Genomic DNA, 21,198 nt, shown 5'->3' on the forward strand with positions numbered 1-21,198 from the left:
GCGAAATGATGATGCGTGTAATTTTGGGCCCAATGGAGGGTGTGCTAGACCACTTGATGCGTGAACTGCTCACCCAGATGAATGATTACGATCTGTGCGTGACTGAATTTGTGCGTGTCGTTGACCAATTATTGCCTGACCACGTTTTTTATCGCCTTTGTCCTGAACTGAAAACAGGCTCAAAAACACAAGCAGGTGTTCCCGTGCACGTTCAACTGCTCGGCCAAGAGCCACATTGGATGGCAGAAAATGCCGCACGAGTTGCTGAATTAGGCGCGCACGGCATTGACTTGAATTTTGGTTGCCCAGCGAAAACGGTCAACAAACACAAAGGCGGTGCGGCGCTGTTACAACATCCGGAATTGATTTATCAAGTGGTAAAATCATGCCGAGATGCGGTACCGAAAGCGATCTCTGTTTCGGCTAAAATCCGCTTAGGTTGGGAAGACCCTAACGACTGCTTTGAAATTGTCGATGCGATTGAACAAGCTGGAGCAAACGATCTCACAGTTCATGCCCGAACAAAAGCGGGCGGTTATCGCGCCAGTGAAATTAAGTGGGATTACATTAATCAGATACGCCAGAAGACGTCTCTGCCTCTGATCGCTAATGGCGAAATTTGGAACTATGACGATGGTCAAGCCTGTATTAAAGCAACGGGCGTAGAGTCATTGATGGTTTGTCGAGGCGCATTCAACGTTCCCAATTTAGGCAATGTGGTGAAACATAACCATAAAGTGATGCCTTGGCATGAAGTGGTTGATCTGCTCCTGCGCTATTCGCAATTTGAAATTAGAGGCGATAAAGGCTTTTACTATCCCAACCGAGTCAAGCAATGGTTTACCTACTTGCGTCAAGAATATCCTCAAGCTAACGAGCTATTTCGCGAAATCAGGACCTTCACCAAATCGGAACCTATCGTGGAGCACATTCAGCGTTACCGTGATCGGTTACAAAACACGTTGTGATGCGTTTTCTTCAGGCTTTCTCAACCTCACGCCGAGAAAGCCTGTTGCTGCTTAGTCAACCACTGTGTTAACTAACCCTCTGTGGTAACGAAGTAAAACAATTAACTGAGTAGAAGGCTATCATCTGCCAGCTCTTCGCCTCGAACTTTCGAAAACATTTCTAGTAGATCAGGCACTTTCATATTGGCACGCTGCTCACCAGACACATCAAGAACAATTTCACCTTGGTGAAGCATCACAGTGCGATCACCACACGCTAAGGCATCTTTCATCGAGTGCGTTACCATCATCACCGTCAAGTTAAATTCTTTGACGATTGTTTTGGTCAAATCAATGATAAAGGCCGCCATTCTAGGGTCCAGAGCCGCAGTGTGCTCATCAAGCAGTAACAATTTACTGTCAGATAAAGTTGCCATCACTAAGCTAACCGCTTGACGCTGCCCACCAGACAGTAGGCCGATGTTATCGCCTAAGCGATCTTCTAATCCCAAACCAAGGATAGCGATTCGCTCTTGAAACAACTTGCGACGTGATGAAGAAAGTGACAGCCCCCACCCTCGGCGCTTGCCGCGCATGTAGGCTAAAGCCATATTCTCTTCAATGGTTAAATCGCCACATGTACCGGCAAGTGGGTCTTGGAACACGCGAGCGCATAAACGTGCACGCTGATCCACGCTCTGGCGCGTGACATCGACTTCATCGATGAGCACTTTGCCTGCCATCATGGGCGTTTCGCCCGTTACAGCGCCTAATAAGGTCGATTTCCCTGCACCATTTGAGCCAATCACAGTTAAAAATTGATGTTCAGGTACTTCGAGGTGAACACCTCTTAACGCTCTATTTTCTAAAATTGTGCCAGGGTTAAACGTGACTTGAATATCTTCTAAACGAATCATAATGTTTCTCCTGACGCTTTATCCTGCTTAGCAACAACCGACTTCTGAGCAGGAGAATTACCCTTTTTTGCTTTGAAGTTCCTTTTCATTTTTGGCGCAATCAGTGCAATGGCCACCAGCACAGCAGTAACTAAGTTGAGATCAGACGCCTGCAAACCGAACATGCCCGAGCTCAAAGCAAAGGCGACCGCTAAACGGTACAGCACTGAACCGACGATGACCGCCAGCACTGCAACCCAGATCCGGCGACCAGGGATCAACGTCTGCCCCAAGATCACAGCAGCAAGGCCAACGACAATCGTCCCTACGCCCGAAGTTACATCAGCAAAACTGTTGGTTTGCGCAAACAGTGCCCCAGCAAAACCGACAAAACCATTCGATAACGCAAGAGCAAAATAGGTATAAAACGAGGTGCTTCCGCCTTGTGCTCTCACCATGCGGGCATTAACGCCCGTAGCACGCAGTCCAAGTCCAAAGTCACTGTTTAATAATCGCACCACAAACCAGGCCGACATCAAGACTAATACACCCACGACCAGCGGGCGAATGTAAACCGAGTCACCCATGGCTTCAAAGGGCGTAAGAATGGTCTCCTCCCCAAGCAGAGCAATATTGGGGCGTCCCATAATACGAATATTGATGGAGAAGGCGGCAATCATGGTGAGAATCGACGCCAATAGATGCAAAATACCGCAGCGAACCGCAAGAAATGCAGTCACCCAACCGGTAAAGGCACCCGCAAGTATTGCCATTCCTGTAGCGACCCAAGGGTTAATACCTGCCACAATCGCCGTTGCGGCCACCGCAGCGCCCATCGGGAAGCTGCCGTCAACGCTTAAATCGGGGAAATCAAGGACACGGAAAGTGAGGTAAACACCCAATGCCACTAATCCGTACAGCAGCCCTATCTCTAGAGCGCCAAAAAAAGCAAAAGCAGACATAACAACTCCTTTCTCTGCTTAAACAGAGCTAAAACCTTCGCTCTAGCTCTGAATGGTCTTTATTTTACGCTCGTAGCACGATCAAGTACTGACTGAGGAATCGTTACGCCCAGTTTTTCCGCTGCGGTTTTGTTGATCATTAAATCAGACCCTTTGGCCACTTTAACATCCAGTTTACCCGGTGCTTGGCCTTCCAAGATAGCGACAACATAGTCCGCGGTTTGTACGCCAATTTGGTAATAATCAAAGCCAAGGCTAGCAATCGCTCCGCGTTCAACATAAGAGGTTGCTGCACCAAATACTGGGGTCTTAGCTTGGTTTGCCGAAACAATCATCCCTTCAATCGCACTGGCGACGGTATTATCAATCAAGGCATAGATAATGTCTGATTTTGAGGCAATCGCCTGTGTCGCAGTTTGTACGTCTGCGCTTTTTAAGGCTGTCGCTTCAATAAGTTTAATGCCATGTTTTTGAGTGCTCGATTTAAGCAGTTCCATCAAGCTCACTGCATTAGCCTCACCGGGGTTATACACTACGCCGATAGATTTCACGTTTGGCATGATCTCTTTGATCAGCTCAACGTGCTGTTCAACTGGCGATAGATCAGAAAGCCCGGTCACGTTCTTACCCGGTTGCTCAAGTTTTTTCACCAATTTAGCACCGACAGGATCGGTCACCGCCGTGAACACGACAGGAATAGTTTTGGTTGCAGAGACGAGCGCTTGCGCCGTGGGGGTTGCGATGCCGACTAACACATCAGGATTTTCCCCGACAAATTGGCGCGCAATTTGAACAGCAATCGCTGGGTTGCCTTGCGCGGTTTTAAAATCAAAATCTAGATTTTTGCCTTGTTCATAACCTTTTGCTTTTAAACCATCAAGTAAACCTTGTCTGGTTGCGTCTAAAGCTGGGTGCTCAACAATTTGCGATACGGCGACTTTCGCTGTTTTGGCCATGATGCTTGTGGAAGAGAGTAATACTGCTCCTGCAAAAACGGCGGTAACAATGGCTTTGCCTGCTTTCATCTTAACTCCTTGATTTAAGCATTATACCCTTCCTACTTAAAGCGGTAGCAGTGCTAGCAAATGCGCTCATCCCGTTAAACACAGTTAACCTGTGCCACATTAGGATTCATCCCATTGCAGATTGCTTACAACTTCATATTGTTTGGGTATACATGTTGGATGTTGTGTTTTTAATATTTTTATGTACGCGCACTGAGCGTCGCTGACAACATTATTACCAGTAACTCAGGCTAAAGGGAAGTGAGGTTTAACAGTAAAGTAACAAAAAGAGAGATAAGAATAAGGCGAAAGTTGAATAACAAAGAGGAGTTCACTGCGGAAGCCCTCTTTGCCTTTTATTCACATGATAATTGGGTGACTAGAACCAGCGTTCTAACGCGGCTTCATCTAACTGCCGGAATGCTCGGTTGAGGATAGCAGCCAGCTCTTTGTATCTCGGCTTCGCTTTGATTGGCTCTAAAGCAAAACCAGTATCGACAATCTTCTGGTACAGCTCTCGGTACCACCCAGCAAGCGAAGGTGGAAGTTGGGTATTGGCGCGATTTCCCAGCCACCACATACCTTGTAGCGGTAAGCTTATGGCAAAAAGTGCCACTACCACTGCTTGGGGCATCGCCTGTGTATTTTCAAAAACCATCTGTGTCAATACACTGATTGCGGCGATAGCTGGCATAGCCTTCACGCCAAAACGCGTGGCTTTAATGATCCGTTGCTCAGGAAAAATGAGGCCTAGCTCTTTGCGCACAGGCCAAACATCCATATATTTCTGACCATCTTTCAGGCTGTGAACGATTCCAACTTTGTTATTCATAGCGCGCCCTCACTCTCGATGCTGCCCATTTAACTAAAAAATAGTTTAATGATTCAACTAATCTAGTAAAAAATTGATAGAAGTTAATATTATTTCAATTTTTTTTTGTTATATTGGCCCATTATCGCTATTCTTTGCGAGCCCTCAATCTCATTGTTGCCGTTATTTACAATTTAGGCAACTCCGAGATGAAATCTGCAAGGAATGCATCGACGACTTTACGTTAAAAGCCCCGTCTCATTATACGGAAATTCAAGTTTTATTGACCAAGATTAGTAGCGCTCCACAACGGTTCTACTATTCTTGTGAATGATTTTTATCCTAACCGATTATTACAGGTAGTCACACATGTCTAAGCTAGTTTTAGTTTTAAACTGCGGTAGTTCTTCTCTTAAATTTGCTGTTGTCGATGCAGAAACAGGTGCTGAGCACCTATCAGGTCTTGCTGAATGTCTTCACCTTCCTGAAGCACGCATCAAGTGGAAACTTGACGGTAAACACGAAGCGCAACTAGGCGAAGGTGCAGCGCACGAAGAAGCACTCGCGTTTATGGTTGAAACTATTCTTGCTTCTAAGCCAGAGCTTAAAGCTAACCTTGGCGCTATCGGTCACCGTATCGTACACGGTGGTGAGCAGTTCACTCAATCTGCACTTATCTCTGATGATGTACTGAAAGGTATTCAAGACGCTGCAACCTTTGCACCGCTTCATAACCCAGCACACATCATCGGTATCGAAGCCGCTAAGAAAAACTTCCCTGAGCTTCAAAACGTAGCTGTGTTTGATACTGCGTTCCATCAAACTATGCCTGAAGAGTCTTTCCTATACGCTCTTCCCTACAATCTATACAAAGAGCATGGTATCCGTCGTTATGGCATGCATGGTACTTCACACTTATTCATCACTCGTGAAGTTGCAGGCCTACTCAACAAGCCAGTTGAAGAAGTTAACATCATCAACTGTCACCTAGGCAATGGTGCTTCTGTTTGTGCGATCAAAAACGGCCAATCAGTTGATACTTCAATGGGCCTAACGCCGCTTGAAGGTTTGGTGATGGGCACACGTTGTGGTGACATCGACCCTGCAATCATCTTCCACCTGCACGATGCACTGGGTTACTCTGTTGATCAAATCAACACTATGCTAACCAAAGAGTCTGGCCTACAAGGCTTAACTCAAGTGACTTCGGATTGCCGTTTTGTTGAAGATAACTACGGTGAGAAAGAAGAAGCGACTCGTGCAATGGACGTGTTCTGCCACCGCCTAGCAAAATACGTGGCTGGCTACACAGCAAGCCTTGACGGTCGCCTAGACGCTATCGTCTTCACTGGTGGTATCGGTGAGAACTCAGGCCCTATCCGTGAAATGGTACTAAACCGTTTGGCTATCTTCGGTATCGAAGTCGACAGCGCAGCAAACCTAAAAGCACGTTTTGGCGGCGAAGGTGTGATCACAACGGCAAACAGCCGTATTCCAGCTATGGTTATCTCGACCAATGAAGAGCTAGTGATTGCTGAAGATACTGCTCGTCTGGCAGGTCTTTAATTGACTTTCTGGCTAACTCTCTGAGTTAGCCAGTTTTTTACCGGGGCTCAACCCTTAGTTTCTAGCGATTTAGGTCAGCAGGCTTATTTCCGAAGAAGGTCATGTTGGGCTTTGTTCCTTTTTCAATCTAGTTTCGGTTAGATTGATTTCAATAGTTTGAGGTACTCTACTCATGTCCCGTACTATTATGCTTATCCCTATCAGCGCTGGTGTTGGTCTTACCAGCGTGAGCATGGGTGTCCTTCGCGCCATGGAGCGTAAAGGTGTTAGCGTTTCTTTTTATAAGCCTATTGCACAACCTCGCTCGGGTGGCGATCAACCTGATCTCACTTCAACGATTATCGGTCGCAACAGCGACATCAGCATTGCAGAACCGATGATGATGTCAGCGGCAGAAACGTTGATCGGTAGCGAAAAGATGGATGTGTTGCTTGAAACCGTCGTTGAGCGTTACAACCACATCAATAAAGATTCTGAAGTAACGCTGATTGAAGGCCTTGTGCCAACACGCAAACACCCATTCGCGAACCAAGTGAACGCAGAAATTGCCAAAACACTGGGCGCAGAAATTGTGTTTGTCGCGACACCGGGAACAGACAACCCAACTCAGTTGAAAGAGCGTATTGAAGTTGCGTGCTCAAACTTTGGTGGAACAAAAAATAAAAACATTTCAGGTGTTATTATCAACAAGCTTAATGCCCCTGTTGATGAAGCAGGCCGCACTCGCCCTGACTTATCAGAAATTTTTGATGATGCAGATAGCGCGAAACAAGCCAATTTAGAAGTGATGCAGATCTTCAACACCAGCCCAATTCGTGTGTTAGGTTGTGTGCCTTGGAGTATCGACCTTATCGCGACTCGTGCTATTGATATGGCCAAACACCTGAAAGCTGAAATCATTAATGAAGGTGAAATTAAGTCTCGCCGTATTAAGAGCATCACTTTCTGTGCGCGTTCTTTGCCACACATGATTGAGCACTTTAAGCCAGGGTCACTCTTAGTGACATCGGCCGATCGTCCTGACGTGATTGTTGCCGCCTCTCTGGCCGCAATGAATGGCGTTGAAATTGGTGCGGTACTGCTGACTGGCGGTTACGATATGCCACAAGAGATTGTGAACCTATGTAAACCAGCCTTTGAAAGCGGACTGCCTATTTTTAAAGCGCAAGGTAACACTTGGCAAACGTCACTCAACCTGCAAAGCTTTAGCCTAGAAGTTCCAGCTGACGATAAAGAACGTATCGAGTTCATCAGCGATCATGTTGCTAGCCACATCGATGGCCCTTGGATTAATTCGCTCACTGAGGGCACGCAAGGTATTCGTCGCCTTAGCCCGCCAGCATTCCGTTACCAGTTAACTGAGTATGCTCGTCGTGCAGGTAAACGTATTGTGCTTCCTGAAGGGGATGAACCACGCACAGTGAAAGCGGCCTCTATTTGTGCTGAGCGCGGTATTGCGACTTGTGTTCTACTTGGTAACCCTGATGAAATCCGCCGCGTTGCTGCGCAGCAAGGTGTTGAGTTAGGTGCTGGCGTTGAAATTATCGATGCTGACTCAGTGCGCGAAAACTACGTTGCTCGCTTGGTTGAGCTGCGTGGTTCAAAAGGCATGACAGAAGTTGTGGCTCGTGAAAAACTGCAAGATTCAGTATTCCTTGGCACAATGATGCTTGAAGCGGATGAAGTTGACGGTTTGGTTTCTGGTGCGGTTCATACCACAGCCAACACCATTGTTCCTCCATTCCAAATCATTAAGACCGCGCCAAATGCCTCGATTGTATCCTCTATCTTCTTCATGCTATTGCCTGATCAAGTGTTGGTATACGGCGACTGCGCCATCAACCCAGATCCAAATGCTGAACAGCTTGCTGAAATTGCGATTCAATCGGCCGATTCTGCGGCGGCATTCGGCATTGACCCGCGCGTGGCGATGATTTCCTACTCGACGGGTGAATCAGGTAAAGGTGCTGATGTAGATAAAGTGCGTGAAGCGACGCGCATTGCTCAAGAGAAACGTCCAGATCTTATTATCGACGGTCCTCTACAATACGATGCTGCAATCATGGAAAACGTGGCGGCTTCTAAAGCACCAAACTCTCCAGTCGCTGGTAAAGCAACGGTATTTGTCTTCCCTGACCTAAACACAGGTAATACAACTTACAAAGCGGTACAACGCTCAGCAGACCTTGTTTCTATCGGTCCAATGCTGCAAGGCATGCGTAAACCAGTAAACGATTTGTCTCGCGGTGCGTTGGTTGACGATATTGTTTACACAATCGCGTTGACGGCGATTCAAGCAAGCCAAGAAACAAAATAAAATTCTTAGCTTAACTTGCTGATTAAAAGGCTCTTATGTATCACATAAGAGCCTTTTTTATAGCACACTTCCACCCTCGTTATAACCCAATAAAGCCGCGCTCATGGGGCGTATCAAGATCAAGATCCGGCCCCTTAGGTACCACTTGCGTTGGGTTAATGCCGATATGGCTGAAATAATAGTGGCGTTTGATGTGGTAAAAATCGGTCGTTTCTTTGATTCCGTCAATTTGGTACAGCTCTTTTAAGTAACCGCTTAAGTTCTCATAATCGGCGATCCGCTGTTTATTGCATTTAAAATGCCCGACGTAAACAGCGTCAAAACGGATAAGTGTAGTGAATAAACGCCAATCCGCCTCGGTGATCTGGTTACCGATCAAGTAACGATGCGTTGCTAGATGGTTGTTGACCTTATCTAACGCAGTGAAAAGTGCATCATAAGCATCGTCATAGGCCTCTTGCGTGGTCGCAAACCCACATCGATAGACGCCATTATTAATATTGGGGTAGATATACGCATTCCATTCATCGATAGCTTTGCTGAGTGCTTGCGGATAGTAGTCTTGCTGGTTACCCGTTAACTCATTAAATGCACTGTTAAACATGCGAATAATCTCAGAAGATTCATTGCTAACAATAGTATTGGTCTTCTTATCCCACAGCACAGGTACAGTTACTCGCCCTGAATAATCTACCTTTGCTTTGGTGTAGATTTGGTGGAGTTTGGTATAGCCGAACAGAGGTTCAGGAATACCAAAAGACCAGCCTTCACTTAGCATGTCAGGACAAACGACCGTAACATCAATGTGTTCGGTGAGTGATTTGAGTTGGCGAAAAATCAATGTACGGTGAGCCCAAGGGCATGCCAAAGAGACATACAAATGATAACGGCCCGATTCTGGTTGAAATCGTGCATCTGGCTGGCTGTCGACCCAGTGTCTGAATCCTGCGTCTTCGCGTACAAAATGCCCAGCGCTGCTTTTGGTGTCATACCAAACATCGTGCCAGACGCCTTCAACTAATTTTCCCATGATCTCCACTCCTCATTCCGATGACTTTTTTATTATAAGTAGGATAGAAAATGGTAAAACCGGAGGAAGTTGTCCTTGTTATTCAGAAATGTTGAACAGTGCGATTTACCCCGCTAAGCGCACAGATAAAAAAAGCGCGACCCAGAAATTCGTCGCGCTTAAGCCTGTCACAGGCTAAATTTAGAGCTCGACATGCAAACAAGACACAGCATGTTCATCACTACCTTTAATCTGCGGTTTTTGCTGTGCGCAAATTTCCGTCGCTTGAGGACAGCGGGTACGGAAAACACATCCAGAAGGCGGGTTGATTGGCGAGGGTAAATCCCCTTCTAGCATCTGAATTTTCTTAGCACGCTCCAGTTTTGGATCTGGAATTGGCACAGCCGACATCAAAGCTTTGGTGTAAGGGTGTGATGGATTCGCAAACAACGCCTCCGAGGTGCCAAGCTCGACCGCATTGCCTAAATACATCACGAGTACACGATCAGAGATGTGTTTCACTACCGATAAATCATGGGCAATAAAAACCAAACTTAAACCAAGCTCATTTTGCAGCTCTTTGAGCAGGTTAACCACCTGCGCTTGGATTGAAACATCCAAAGCAGAAACTGGCTCATCACAGATGATCATTTTCGGTTTTAAAATGAGCGCACGGGCAATACCAATACGTTGACACTGACCACCAGAGAATTCATGGGGATAGCGGTTAATGACGTTCGGCAATAAACCGACTTTTGTCATCATCTCTTTTACACGGTCCTTTACTTCTTGCTTCGAAAGTTCTGGATAAAAGGTTTGAAGTGGCTCTGCAATAATATCGCCAACCGACATTCTTGGGTTCAATGACGCCAGTGGGTCTTGGAAAATCATCTGAATTTGCTTACGGGTTTTGCGACGCTCAACCTCATGCATTTTCGTCAAATCATTTCCTAGCCACACCACTTCACCCTCGGTGGCTTCGACTAAACCAATGATCGCTCGCGCAAAAGTAGACTTTCCGCAACCTGATTCGCCTACTACACCGAGAGTTTCACCCTCATATAGGCGCACATTAACGCCATCTACGGCTTTTAGGTTGGATGGTTTAGACCACGGCCACGCGGATTTAGAGGCAATGTTGAAGTGAACTTTGAGGTTCTTTACATCCAGTAATAATGGTTTTTGTTCGCTCATTTAACCCAAGCCTCCCAATCAGAAAAACAGGCACGTTGGCGACCATCGGCAAATGGCAATAAAATAGGTGCTTCACGTTTACAGCGTTCTGTCACTCGGTGGCAGCGCTCTTGATAAGGGCAACCCGGTGGCAATCGTAGCAAGTTAGGTGGGTTTCCAGGAATTGTTGGTAATATTTCACCTTCCGTATCCAAACGAGGAATGGCTTTTAATAAACCTTCAGCGTAAGGGTGACTCGGGTTGTAGAAAATTTCATCCACAGAGCCATATTCCATCGTACGCCCAGCATACATTACCAATACTTTGTCACATGAACCCGCAACCACACCCAGATCATGGGTGATCATGATAATAGCGGTATTGAATTCGCTTTTGAGTTCATTCAACAAATCCATAATTTGGGCTTGCACCGTTACGTCCAATGCGGTGGTGGGCTCATCGGCAATCAGTAACTTAGGCCGGCATAACAACGCCATTGCAATCATAACGCGTTGACGCATACCGCCAGAAAACTCATGCGGATACATGGTAATTCGCTTACGCGCTTCGGGGATTTTAACCGCCTCTAGCATACGTACCGACTCTTCAAATGCAGCCGACTTGCTCATTCCTTTGTGCAGCATCAGCACTTCCATCAACTGCTCGCTGACCTTCATATAAGGATTCAGTGACGTCATTGGATCTTGGAAGATCATCGCAATTTGTTCAGCGCGCACTTTGTTCAAGGCTTTTTCTGGCAAATTGAGGATCTCTTTCCCTTCAAATTTTGCGCTACCCGTGATAATACCATTTTTGGCAAGTAGGCCCATAATAGCGAACACGGTTTGCGATTTACCAGAGCCAGACTCCCCTACGATACCGAGGGTTTCGCCTTGCTCCAGTGAAAAAGTTAAATCGTTGACAGCGGTAACAATACCATCTTGAGTGGTAAATTCGACCCGCAGATCTTTGACATCTAATAAGCTCATTATTGCTTCCTTAATCTTTTAATTATCGGTCTTTAGGATCAAGCGCATCGCGCAGACCATCACCGACATAGTTAAAGCAAAACAGGGTGACCACCATGAACGCGGCTGGGAAAGCAAGTTGCCAAATAGCGACTTCCATTGTTTGTGAACCTTCTTGTAGAAGTGCTCCCCAGCTTGTCATCGGCTCTTGAACACCAAGACCAAGGAAAGATAAAAATGACTCTGTCAAAATCATACTTGGGATCAACAGCGTCGAATAGACCGCTACAATACCCAACACGTTTGGCACAATATGACGTGTAATAATTTTCCAGTTGCTGACGCCACACACATGCGCCGCTTCAATAAACTCTTTGCTGCGTAGGCTCAAGGTTTGGCCACGCACAATTCGCGCCATATCAAGCCATGCAATTGCACCGATAGCGACGAAGATAAGTACGATATTGCGGCCAAAAAACGTGACCAACACAATAACAAGGAACATGAAAGGAACAGCGTATAGAATCTCCAAAATACGCATCATAATGCGGTCTACTTTACCGCCAATGAAGCCCGACGCCGCACCATAAAGTGTGCCGATCAGAACAGCAACCAACGCGCCCATTACGCCAACCATCAGCGAAATTCGCCCACCAACTAAGGTACGCACATACAAATCACGCCCAAGGCTATCGGTGCCGAACCAATGATCCGCATTGGGCCCAACGTGCATTGAATACCAGTCCGTATTGTCATAGGTATACGGGGCCATCATCGGTAGTACGATCACCGCAAGGGTCATCATCGTCAAAATACACAAACTGACCATTGCCGCTCTGTTACGCATAAAGCGAATTCGCGCATCTTGCCATAAGCTGCGGCCAGCTATTTCTAAGTTTTCAGAAAACTTCTCAACCGCGGCTAGGTTTTCTCTTTTCGTTAACATAACCATACGTCCCTGTTAGTAGCGAATTTTCGGGTCAATGACCGCAAGCAAAATATCAACAATGGCGTTGAAAAGAATAAATAGGAAACCAATTAAAATGGTTACACCCATCACCAATGAGTAATCGCGGTTAAATGCAGCGTTAACAAACAGCTTACCGATACCCGGTAGACCGAAAATCGTTTCAATCACCACAGACCCCGTAATAATACCGACAAACGCAGGCCCCATGTACGATACAACAGGCAGTAAAGCAGGCTTCAAAGCATGGTTAACAACGATATAGGGATAACTCAATCCTTTCGCGCGTGCCGTGCGAATAAAGTTACTGTTGAGTGTTTCTATCATTGAGCCACGGGTGATACGGGCAAAGGTGGCAATATAGAGCATCGACATACCCAGCACTGGCAGTACTAAATATTGGAAACTTCCATCTAACCAACCACCAGCTGGGAATATTTTCCAATGCAAGGAGAAGAGATAAATTAAAGCTGGGGCGAGAACAAACGACGGCATCACCACGCCAATCATTGCCGTCGACATGATGGTGTAGTCAATCCAAGTGTTGTGTTTTAGTGCGGCAATCGTACCGATGGAAACACCCGCGATAACAGTAAAAATAAAAGCGATAAAGCCGACTTTTGCCGAGACAGGCAAGGCAACGGCGATCAATTCATTCACCGTATAATCTTGGTATTTGAATGATGGGCCAAAATCACCTTGCAAAATATTGGTCAAGTAGGTGAAGTATTGCTCAGAGACGGGTTTGTCTAAGCCATATTTGGCCTCAATGTTGGCCATCACTTCCGGTGGTAAAGGACGTTCGCTTGAGAATGGGTTACCAGGAGCGAAACGCATGAGAAAGAAAGATACTGTGATCAACACCAACATGGTTGGTATCGCTTCCAATATCCTTTTTGCGATGAATTTAAGCATAAACTCACTCTTTCAGTCTGTGACAATGAAAATTAGAAAGACGCTGCATGTAAATTACTATCTGAAGATAGCTACATGCAGTGTCTAAGTCGTTATATTTTTATCAGCGTAAGTGGACTTACTTTGCTGTGATATAAAGATCTTTTGAGTAGATCTTCTCTTCCGCGTTATTCATCGGGAAGCCGCCTACATTAGGAGATAATAAACGAGATTTAACATACTGATAGATAGGGGCAATCGGCATATCTTTGGTTAATAGTTTTTCAGCATCCAGATATAGCTTAGTGCGCTCCTCTTCAGAGGTTGATTTTAACGCTTTATCAATAATTGCATCGTATTCAGCGCTTTGGTAGTGCAAACCACCCGTGGTGTTATTGCTCACCATTAAGGTTAGGAATGAAGACGCTTCATTATAGTCACCACACCAACCAGCACGTGCCACTTCAAAGTTACCTTGATCTTTAGAATCTAGATAGGTTTTCCACTCTTGGTTCTCTAATACGACATTAATACCGAGCGTTTTTTTCCACATAGAACCCAATGCTACAGCGATTTTCTTGTGGTTTTCCGATGTATTGTAGAGGAGGCTGAATTTCAGAGGGTTGTCTTTATTAAAGCCCGCTTCAGCCAACAATTTTGCCGCTTCTGCATCGCGCTCTTTTTGCGTCATCTTGCCGTATGCTGGCATTTGAGGATTAAAGCCTGCCGTAATTTCAGGTGTTAAGAAATAAGCTGGTTTTTGGCCTTGACCTAAAATCGCATCACTTACAATGTTACGGTCGATAGCGTAAGAAATCGCTTTACGTACGCGAACGTCGTCAAATGGTGCCTTTTTGGTATTGAACAGATAGTAATAAGTACACAAGTTACCCTGAATCGATACTGATTCCGGGTGTTCTTTCTTCAGACGCTTGAAGTGCTCGGTGGGTAATTCATAAGAGATATCGATTTCGCCTGCTAGGAAACGGTTCATTTCTGATACTTGGTTTTCTATGGGCAAGAAGGTGACTTTGTTAATGACTGTTTTGTCATTGTCCCAATATTGCTCGTTACGCTTTAGTACTAAACGCTCATTGACAACCCATTGATCAACAACGTAGGCACCGTTACCAACAAAATGCTCAGGCTTGGTCCATTGGTCACCAAACTTTTCTACGGTTGCTTTATGAACGGGTTTCACGGTTGTGTGGCCCATCATCATGACGAAATAAGGCACAGCATCTTCAAGCTCAACAACGAGTGTGTGGTCATCTTTAGCTTTAACGCCAAGCTCACTTTTGTCTTTCGTTCCTGCCACAATATCTTTTGCATTCTTCATCTTAGTATATTCCATATACCAAGAATAAGGAGAAGCCGTTACAGGATCGACTGCACGTTGGAAGCTGAAAACAAAATCACCAGCCGTGACAGGATCACCATTTGACCATTTTGCATTTTTGCGCAAATGGAAAATGAATGTTTTGTTGTCTGCCGTTTCCCAACTTTCTGCAACCCCAGGAATGGTTTTACCATCTGCGTCTTGGTTCACAAGCCCTTCCAATAAGTCACGAATTACATGCGACTCAGGAACACCTTGGGATTTGTGAGGATCGAGTGTGGCGACTTCAGTACCGTTACCACGAACGATTTCCTGAACTTTGGCCAATTTGGTGCCGGCTGGAACATCAGCCGCGATAGAAAAAGTAGAAGTGGCAGCCACTGCCATACCCGCCCCTAGAAGAAGGGCTTGGGTGATTTTATTTTTATACATGCATAAACTCCAAGTTTTTATTTTTGCATCCATGACTTCCTTGAGAGCTCTCTAGCATCGCTAGAACTTTAGATTTATTTAGCGCAAAAACTAAGCAGAAAAATCTAAAAACTCCTAAGGATAGCGGCACACATTAGCAACCATTGAAGTAATTTGCCATAAAATCGTAGCAAAAAAATGCATAATTCCATGGTTTACCTAATGGAATAGATAAATAGCCCAACAATTAACTCAAACTCAGTGAATTAAAGTTACCAAGCGCTATCTGGTCAGACCATAGTGCTAAATCATCTAGTGTTGAGTATATTTTCAGCACGTTTCACTGGAAAATCAGCCTTTTTTTAACATCTTAGTTACGTTAGATCTAACTTAAAGGGATAATCCTGCCATCTGAAAATAAAATCCGTGAAGAGTGTCACTAAAATCGATTAACAATAAATTAACAACGTGTTGATTGGTAATAATAAATAAACACTTTCCCCGAAAAGTGTAATTAAATGCTTACGAAAATCGACATTCAGTTTAAGCGATGCTCAAACTGGCACTAAGATGATCGAGCTCAATGTAACGAATCAGCTCCATGGCCGAACGAATGCCCAATTTACTTTGAATTCTCGCTTTGTAAGTACTGACTGTCTTCTGATTAATATCCAGTTGATTAGCTATCTGCTTATTGGTCAAACCTTGAATCAACAAATTTGCCACACTCAACTCTCTGCTGGATAGTCTTTCATTGAGTCGAAAACTAGGTTGAAAATTAACTGTTCGCCCAACCTCCCCCATTATGCTCTGAATGGTGTCAGTCAATGCAGCTGATTTCACAATGTGGCGCGCATGTGCAAGTTCTGCAGATATTGCTTCATGATATTCATTGAGAAAAATAAGTCTTCCCTTAAAATTCATCGATTCAATATGCTGATGCAACTGCAAACTAGCGTCTTTACTGCAGTAGCTATCCACAACCACTAAATTAAAAGGTAAATCACGCAATCTCTTTACAGCGCAAGCGAGATCACTGGCAACGACCACCTGCGTAACGCGTTTTTCTCTCATCAACATTTTTCTTAGGGCATTAGCGCTAGTCGAATTTTCTCCAACTAATAAGCAATACACACCATCTTCAATACTTTGATGGCTTAACTGCTTGCTGATATTTTTGCTATACAGTTCAGCGAGATCGCCAATCGGCATCGGCATCGCCGAATAATAACCTTGGCAAGTATCCACGCCTAAATGACGTAAATATTGCCAAGTATCTTCGTCCTCCACACCTTCGACAACACAATGCAAGCCTAAGGATTGCGCTAGCAATAAGCACATGTTGGTGAGTTGCTGGTTTTTATAATTGGTGGAGAGATCACGGACAAAGCTTTGATCTACTTTAAGTTCTGTAAAGGGTAATTTCGAGAGCTGACTTAGAGAGGCGTAGCCTGTGCCAAAATCATCAATGGATAAACCAACACCATGCATTCTTAAACGCGCAAGATTAGCCAGTGATGCTGTCGTACCGTTATAGACATGATCTTCCGTCAGCTCGAGCGTGAGTTTATCAGTGGGAAACGCGTATTTGTGACAGAGAGTAAGAATGGGGTCACAGATCAGCTGTTGTAAATTACTCTGGGAGATATTGATTGATAACTGGAGATCGGCTGACAAACTGCCTAAAGCCGATAATGCTTTATCCAAAACAATTAAAAACAGCTTATCCATCAAATTCAGCTCTTCAATAAGAGGCAGAAAATGCGCAGGGCTTAATACACCATGAACTGGGTGATCGAGTCGGACAAGTGCCTCGACTCCAACCATGGCACCCGTTTTAAAATCAAACTGAGGTTGATAGTAATTGAATAACCAATCTTCGCTGAATGCTGTTTCTATCTCTTTGTACCCTAATGAGATAGGCGTAATGCTTGCGGCCTGTTGTTCACACTTCACATGAAACGCATGAATCACGGTTTCAAGTTGCTCAATAGAATAGGGTTTTCGCAAAACATCGACAAAATTAAAGCTCGCTAAACAGCACATGTTATAAGTAAGGTCTAACACGGCATCGTCAACAGCACTCAATATAATAATTCCGAGTGAAGGATGTTTATCCCCAAGCATCGACAAAAGCGTAACTCCGTCCATTTCCGGCATATGAATATCACAAAAAACCAGCGATATCTCTTTGCGCAAGCATAAAGCCAACGCTTGGTGTCCATTTGCTGCAATATCGACGTTATTCAACCCAAGCTGTCTGAGTTTCAGTTTCAAACTCGTGGCTTGAATTCGATCATCTTCGACAATCAAAATGTTCATTCGTCATCTACTCGTTGCTGTTTATCTAACCATTCTTGTGCTTGTGTAATCACGATTTTCATTTCCATTATCAGTCGTTGTTTTGCAGATACAACAGCTTGTGGTTCTAATTCGCGCTCCAAGCTAACCGCAAGATTCGCGAGATAATCCAGTTGAAGCGCTCCGGCAGAGCCTTTAACACGATGGGCTATCATTTTGTAATCAGAATCATGCTTTTCGAGTCTATCGACCTCGGCCGCTAAAGATTCTGCCACAACAGAAGCAATTTCACTTTTTTCACCCGGTAAAAAGCTCTCAAGCCAGCTTTTTGAGTCAGCATTTACTAAAGGATACATAGAAAGATAACCACTCAACATAGTATACAGCGACGCCAACGAGTAGGGTTTATACAACACGTGTTCCATACCAGACTGGTGAGCCTTCTCTGCGATCAACCGTGAGTCTTCTGCCGTACAACCGATAACCACCTTATATCTCTCTTGCGGAATATGATTTTTAACAAATATTGCTAAAGCGAAACCATCCATTTTAGGCATATGGCAGTCCGTTAGTAGTAAATCAAACTGGCTGTCTTCGTTTTGTAAAAGATGGCATGCCTCTTCTCCATCACCAACAATGGTTGCTTGCACACCAAGTTCATGTAGCTGTTTTTTTAATAACAAACGGTTAATAGCGTCATCATCAACCACCAAAACATGCCCACAAAGTTTCATTTTTTTCGGTTGAACCAGCACTTGTTCACTATCTTTTATCTTATCAATAAGAAGGTCAGGATAGAGATGTTTTTTGGTCATTATCGCGTCAAAATCGACCAAGGATACACCACCTTGACTCACCGAAACTTGCCAACACTTCAACCACTCGATAATGCGTTCGTTAGTGCAACGGTAGTTACGTTGACTCAACGGTTCAGATAGCGGCTCACCACAAATGGGAAGCACTATTGTTACTTGAGTCCCCTCATTCAGCGTACTGGAAACTGTAATATGACCATCCATTAGATTGACTAAATTCGATACTATTGACATACCAAGCCCAGTACCGCCATATTGGCGAGTAATGGTTTTATCCGCTTGCATAAATGGCTTAAATAACGAATCCAAGTGCGCTTCATTCATTCCGCACCCCGTATCTTTTACGGCAAAGACTATCTGTTCTTCCGTCAATTCAACGTGGATGGAAACCGTACCTGCCGTAGTGAATTTAACAGCATTGGCTAATACATTGGTAAGAACCTGATTTAAGCGTAATGCATCAAACTTTGCGTAAATAATAGCTGTCGGCACCCAATCAACAACGAACTCAACGCCTTTCAACTTAGCACTCGCTTCAAAGCTTCTAATAGTGGGACATAACTCTTCTAAAATATTATGCTGGCGTATATCTAATTGTAATTGCTGAGCTTCCATTTTTGAAAAATCTAAAATCTCATGGACATGGTGCTTAATTCTCTCGGCAGAACGAATTGCATTCGTCAATAACAAACGGCTCTCATCGTTTTTAATTCGAGTTGATAAAATCTCCATCAACCCTAGCATGGCCGCAATTGGCGTTCTAAGCTCATGACTCATTACAGCTAAAAAATGATTCCTCGCATCTACAGCTTCTAGTGCCTTATTATTAGAATCACGTAATGCCAATTCTGAGAGCTTGAGTTCTGTGATATCACTGCAAACGGTCAAGTAATGAGTATCCCCACTCTTGGGATGCGCAATCGATTCATGATTAATGACATAATATTTCTCATCAATCTGATAGTGTTTATTCGACAGATCGACAGATCCGATGCCAGTACATATGAGGCAATTCACATCATCACTAATTAGAGAAGCCTTGCTACATTGCTTATATGAACGGTTAGATAACACTACTTTCCCATTCACATCTGAAATGAAGATCATGCTGGGTATTTTATCGAGCAAATCTGTCAGCCATTGCACTTGAACTTCTGAAAGTTTTGAACTGATTTGACTGTATTTTAAGGAACTTTTTAACTTATAAAATATAATTATTCCAAATAATAATAAAAACAAAAAAATACACATTGCAATCAAAGAATAGATTATAACTTGCTGCTTATCATAACCATAATTCACATTCACTTTCTTATGGAGTGATTTTAGTGCATTAATCTCAGACTCAGTTACCATAGTTAAAGATCGGCTGAGCATTTCAGACAATATCGACTCATCCTTTCGAAAGACCATGCCGATATTAATAGAGTAACCTTCATTATCTATTGCGGGAAGTATCAAGAACTTATCACCAAGATATGCCATTTGCTGATTTATAATATCTTGATTCATTAAGGCATGGGTTATCTTACCTGATTTTAAATCTAGAATAACCTTTTTAAGATCTCTATAAACTTTAACTTTTTTATTATCTTCATAGATTTTTAAGTGGCTATATAAGTAACCAGTACGATCTAATATCGCTAATTTTTTCTGTTGAAAAGGCTTTTTAGTGACCACATAACCAAATTGCAAATTAGTGTAAGATGGGGTCGCTATAAAATCACGATTATCGATATCATCGACATTTAATGAAGGCAATAAATCAACTTCATTATCGATAAGCATCTGTCTAATATCTCTGCCATTGGCCGGTACATACTGAAATTTAAGGAAGCTTTTTGACTCAATGAGCTTGAGTAAATCATGGACATATCCTTTCACCTGATTATCACCCTCATCACAATAAGAGAGTGGATATACATCTTCTTCTATGGTGTATCTGACAATTTGATTGCTATTTTCTTGACTTAATAATTTTAGGCTGTCTTTATTATTCAAAAAATAAATATTAGTCGAGTCTATCTTATTAGCTGTATTTCCAGTTGCTTCAGCAAGAATGAGTTTATCAAAAATGTTTTTTAATTCATTATTTCCCATCGGCAAAATAATTCTATTTATTTCGACACCTAATCGACCATCTGCAATAATCTCACCGTCATATCCAGAATTAGGGCTGATATAATGATTGAGTGATATATAGTTGGTTATCGTTGCATCGGCTAAACCTTGCTTCATCATTTCTGCTGATTCTAAGAAACTTTGTGCTAGTAATATGTGTGGGTAATGGCTCTGCTCTAATGTTTCACAATAAGATGAACCTTGTACGCAAACCCATTTCAAATGACTCATATCTTGCTGATTTAATTTTTTGTCCCTTAGCCAAATCACTCGTAGGTTATTATAGAGTGGCAAGGTAAATAAAATATTTTTTTCTCTCTCTTTTGTTTTGCTAAAACCAATAGCAAAATCCACATCACCACCATGCACAGCAGCAACAAGATCAGTTATCGATTGATAGCTACGATATTCAATTTTGACATCAAGCTCTTTTCCTATTCCTACCGCATAATCATGTTGAATACCGATTGTATTCTCAATGCCGCCCCAATAAGGTAGCCAAGGTTCAGACAATACACCCATTACAATGACTTTTTTTGTTTTTAAATAGGTACGTTCCGAATCTGATAAATAATCGGCGGCATAAACAGTATTAAAAAGTAAGTTAATTGCTAAAATTAACAGCAAGTAGATACGTAACAAATTCATTCTCGTGATATTGATTCCAATATCCAACTAGTTTAACGATCCTGCTCGT

Annotated in this window: 15 protein-coding genes; 3 read left to right on the forward strand and 12 right to left on the reverse strand. The window is 43.6% G+C overall.

All coding sequences use genetic code 11. The annotated features are described in order from the left end of the window. Nucleotides 1-11 precede the first annotated feature (11 nt). On the forward strand, nt 12-968 hold the full coding sequence (gene dusC, locus AACV32_RS15595) for a tRNA dihydrouridine(16) synthase DusC (protein ID WP_212752747.1): 957 nt from the start codon (nt 12-14) through the stop codon (nt 966-968). Nucleotides 969-1,069: 101 nt separating this feature from the next. Here the strand turns inward: dusC and AACV32_RS15600 are convergent, their stop codons facing one another. The 4 genes from AACV32_RS15600 to yfbV all read right to left on the reverse strand — a co-directional run bounded on the left by AACV32_RS15600 (nt 1,070) and on the right by yfbV (nt 4,641). Next, nucleotides 1,070-1,864 carry an ABC transporter ATP-binding protein gene (locus AACV32_RS15600; protein WP_010319725.1) on the reverse strand — a complete coding sequence of 265 codons (795 nt, stop codon included), beginning with the start codon at nt 1,862-1,864 and terminating at the stop codon, nt 1,070-1,072. Then, the gene (locus AACV32_RS15605) at nt 1,861-2,805 is read right to left on the reverse strand and encodes an ABC transporter permease (protein WP_017050406.1); all 945 of its coding nucleotides are present in this window, start codon (nt 2,803-2,805) and stop codon (nt 1,861-1,863) included. Before AACV32_RS15605 ends, AACV32_RS15600 begins: the two co-directional genes overlap by 4 nt. 59 nt (nt 2,806-2,864) lie before the next feature. Continuing rightward, complete coding sequence (locus AACV32_RS15610) at nt 2,865-3,830, reverse strand: ABC transporter substrate-binding protein (RefSeq protein ID WP_013856501.1); 966 nt, start codon at nt 3,828-3,830, stop codon at nt 2,865-2,867. A gap of 358 nt (nt 3,831-4,188) precedes the next feature. Beyond that, entirely contained in the window at nt 4,189-4,641 is a 453-nt protein-coding gene (yfbV, locus tag AACV32_RS15615) for a terminus macrodomain insulation protein YfbV (protein WP_017045157.1), read from the reverse strand. A gap of 348 nt (nt 4,642-4,989) precedes the next feature. On the opposite strand from yfbV, the gene AACV32_RS15620 reads away from it, so the two are divergent. Both AACV32_RS15620 and pta read left to right on the forward strand, forming a co-directional pair. After that, nucleotides 4,990-6,186 carry an acetate kinase gene (locus AACV32_RS15620; RefSeq protein ID WP_013856499.1) on the forward strand — a complete coding sequence of 399 codons (1,197 nt, stop codon included), beginning with the start codon at nt 4,990-4,992 and terminating at the stop codon, nt 6,184-6,186. Between the two features lie 172 nt (nt 6,187-6,358). Continuing rightward, complete coding sequence (pta, locus tag AACV32_RS15625) at nt 6,359-8,503, forward strand: phosphate acetyltransferase (protein WP_013856498.1); 2,145 nt, start codon at nt 6,359-6,361, stop codon at nt 8,501-8,503. A gap of 79 nt (nt 8,504-8,582) precedes the next feature. Here pta and AACV32_RS15630 read toward each other — a convergent pair whose 3' ends face one another. From AACV32_RS15630 to AACV32_RS15665, 8 genes are all read right to left on the reverse strand, one after another. Beyond that, nucleotides 8,583-9,533, reverse strand: coding sequence for a glutathione S-transferase family protein (locus AACV32_RS15630; RefSeq protein WP_026028686.1), 951 nt, complete (start codon nt 9,531-9,533; stop codon nt 8,583-8,585). A gap of 180 nt (nt 9,534-9,713) precedes the next feature. Further along, nucleotides 9,714-10,706, reverse strand: coding sequence for a murein tripeptide/oligopeptide ABC transporter ATP binding protein OppF (oppF, locus tag AACV32_RS15635; protein WP_010319732.1), 993 nt, complete (start codon nt 10,704-10,706; stop codon nt 9,714-9,716). Further along, nucleotides 10,703-11,674, reverse strand: coding sequence for an ABC transporter ATP-binding protein (locus tag AACV32_RS15640; RefSeq protein ID WP_010319733.1), 972 nt, complete (start codon nt 11,672-11,674; stop codon nt 10,703-10,705). The genes oppF and AACV32_RS15640 overlap by 4 nt, the downstream gene beginning before the upstream one ends. Nucleotides 11,675-11,696: 22 nt before the next feature. Then, the gene (gene oppC / locus AACV32_RS15645; protein WP_026028150.1) at nt 11,697-12,599 is read right to left on the reverse strand and encodes an oligopeptide ABC transporter permease OppC; all 903 of its coding nucleotides are present in this window, start codon (nt 12,597-12,599) and stop codon (nt 11,697-11,699) included. A 15-nt stretch (nt 12,600-12,614) separates the two neighbouring features. Then, complete coding sequence (gene oppB / locus AACV32_RS15650) at nt 12,615-13,535, reverse strand: oligopeptide ABC transporter permease OppB (RefSeq protein ID WP_013856495.1); 921 nt, start codon at nt 13,533-13,535, stop codon at nt 12,615-12,617. Nucleotides 13,536-13,653: 118 nt separating this feature from the next. Beyond that, nucleotides 13,654-15,285 carry an ABC transporter substrate-binding protein gene (locus AACV32_RS15655; protein WP_026028687.1) on the reverse strand — a complete coding sequence of 544 codons (1,632 nt, stop codon included), beginning with the start codon at nt 15,283-15,285 and terminating at the stop codon, nt 13,654-13,656. A gap of 522 nt (nt 15,286-15,807) precedes the next feature. Then, nucleotides 15,808-17,586 (reverse strand): EAL domain-containing protein, encoded by a 1,779-nt coding sequence (locus AACV32_RS15660; RefSeq protein ID WP_017048098.1) that lies wholly within the window; start codon nt 17,584-17,586, stop codon nt 15,808-15,810. Continuing rightward, on the reverse strand, nt 17,583-21,149 hold the full coding sequence (locus AACV32_RS15665; RefSeq protein WP_170895437.1) for an ATP-binding protein: 3,567 nt from the start codon (nt 21,147-21,149) through the stop codon (nt 17,583-17,585). The genes AACV32_RS15660 and AACV32_RS15665 overlap by 4 nt, the downstream gene beginning before the upstream one ends. Nucleotides 21,150-21,198 lie beyond the last annotated feature (49 nt).

Origin of the sequence: Vibrio sp. B7 (genome assembly GCF_963888765.1) — a bacterium.
In the GTDB taxonomy this organism is placed as follows: domain Bacteria; phylum Pseudomonadota; class Gammaproteobacteria; order Enterobacterales; family Vibrionaceae; genus Vibrio; species Vibrio anguillarum.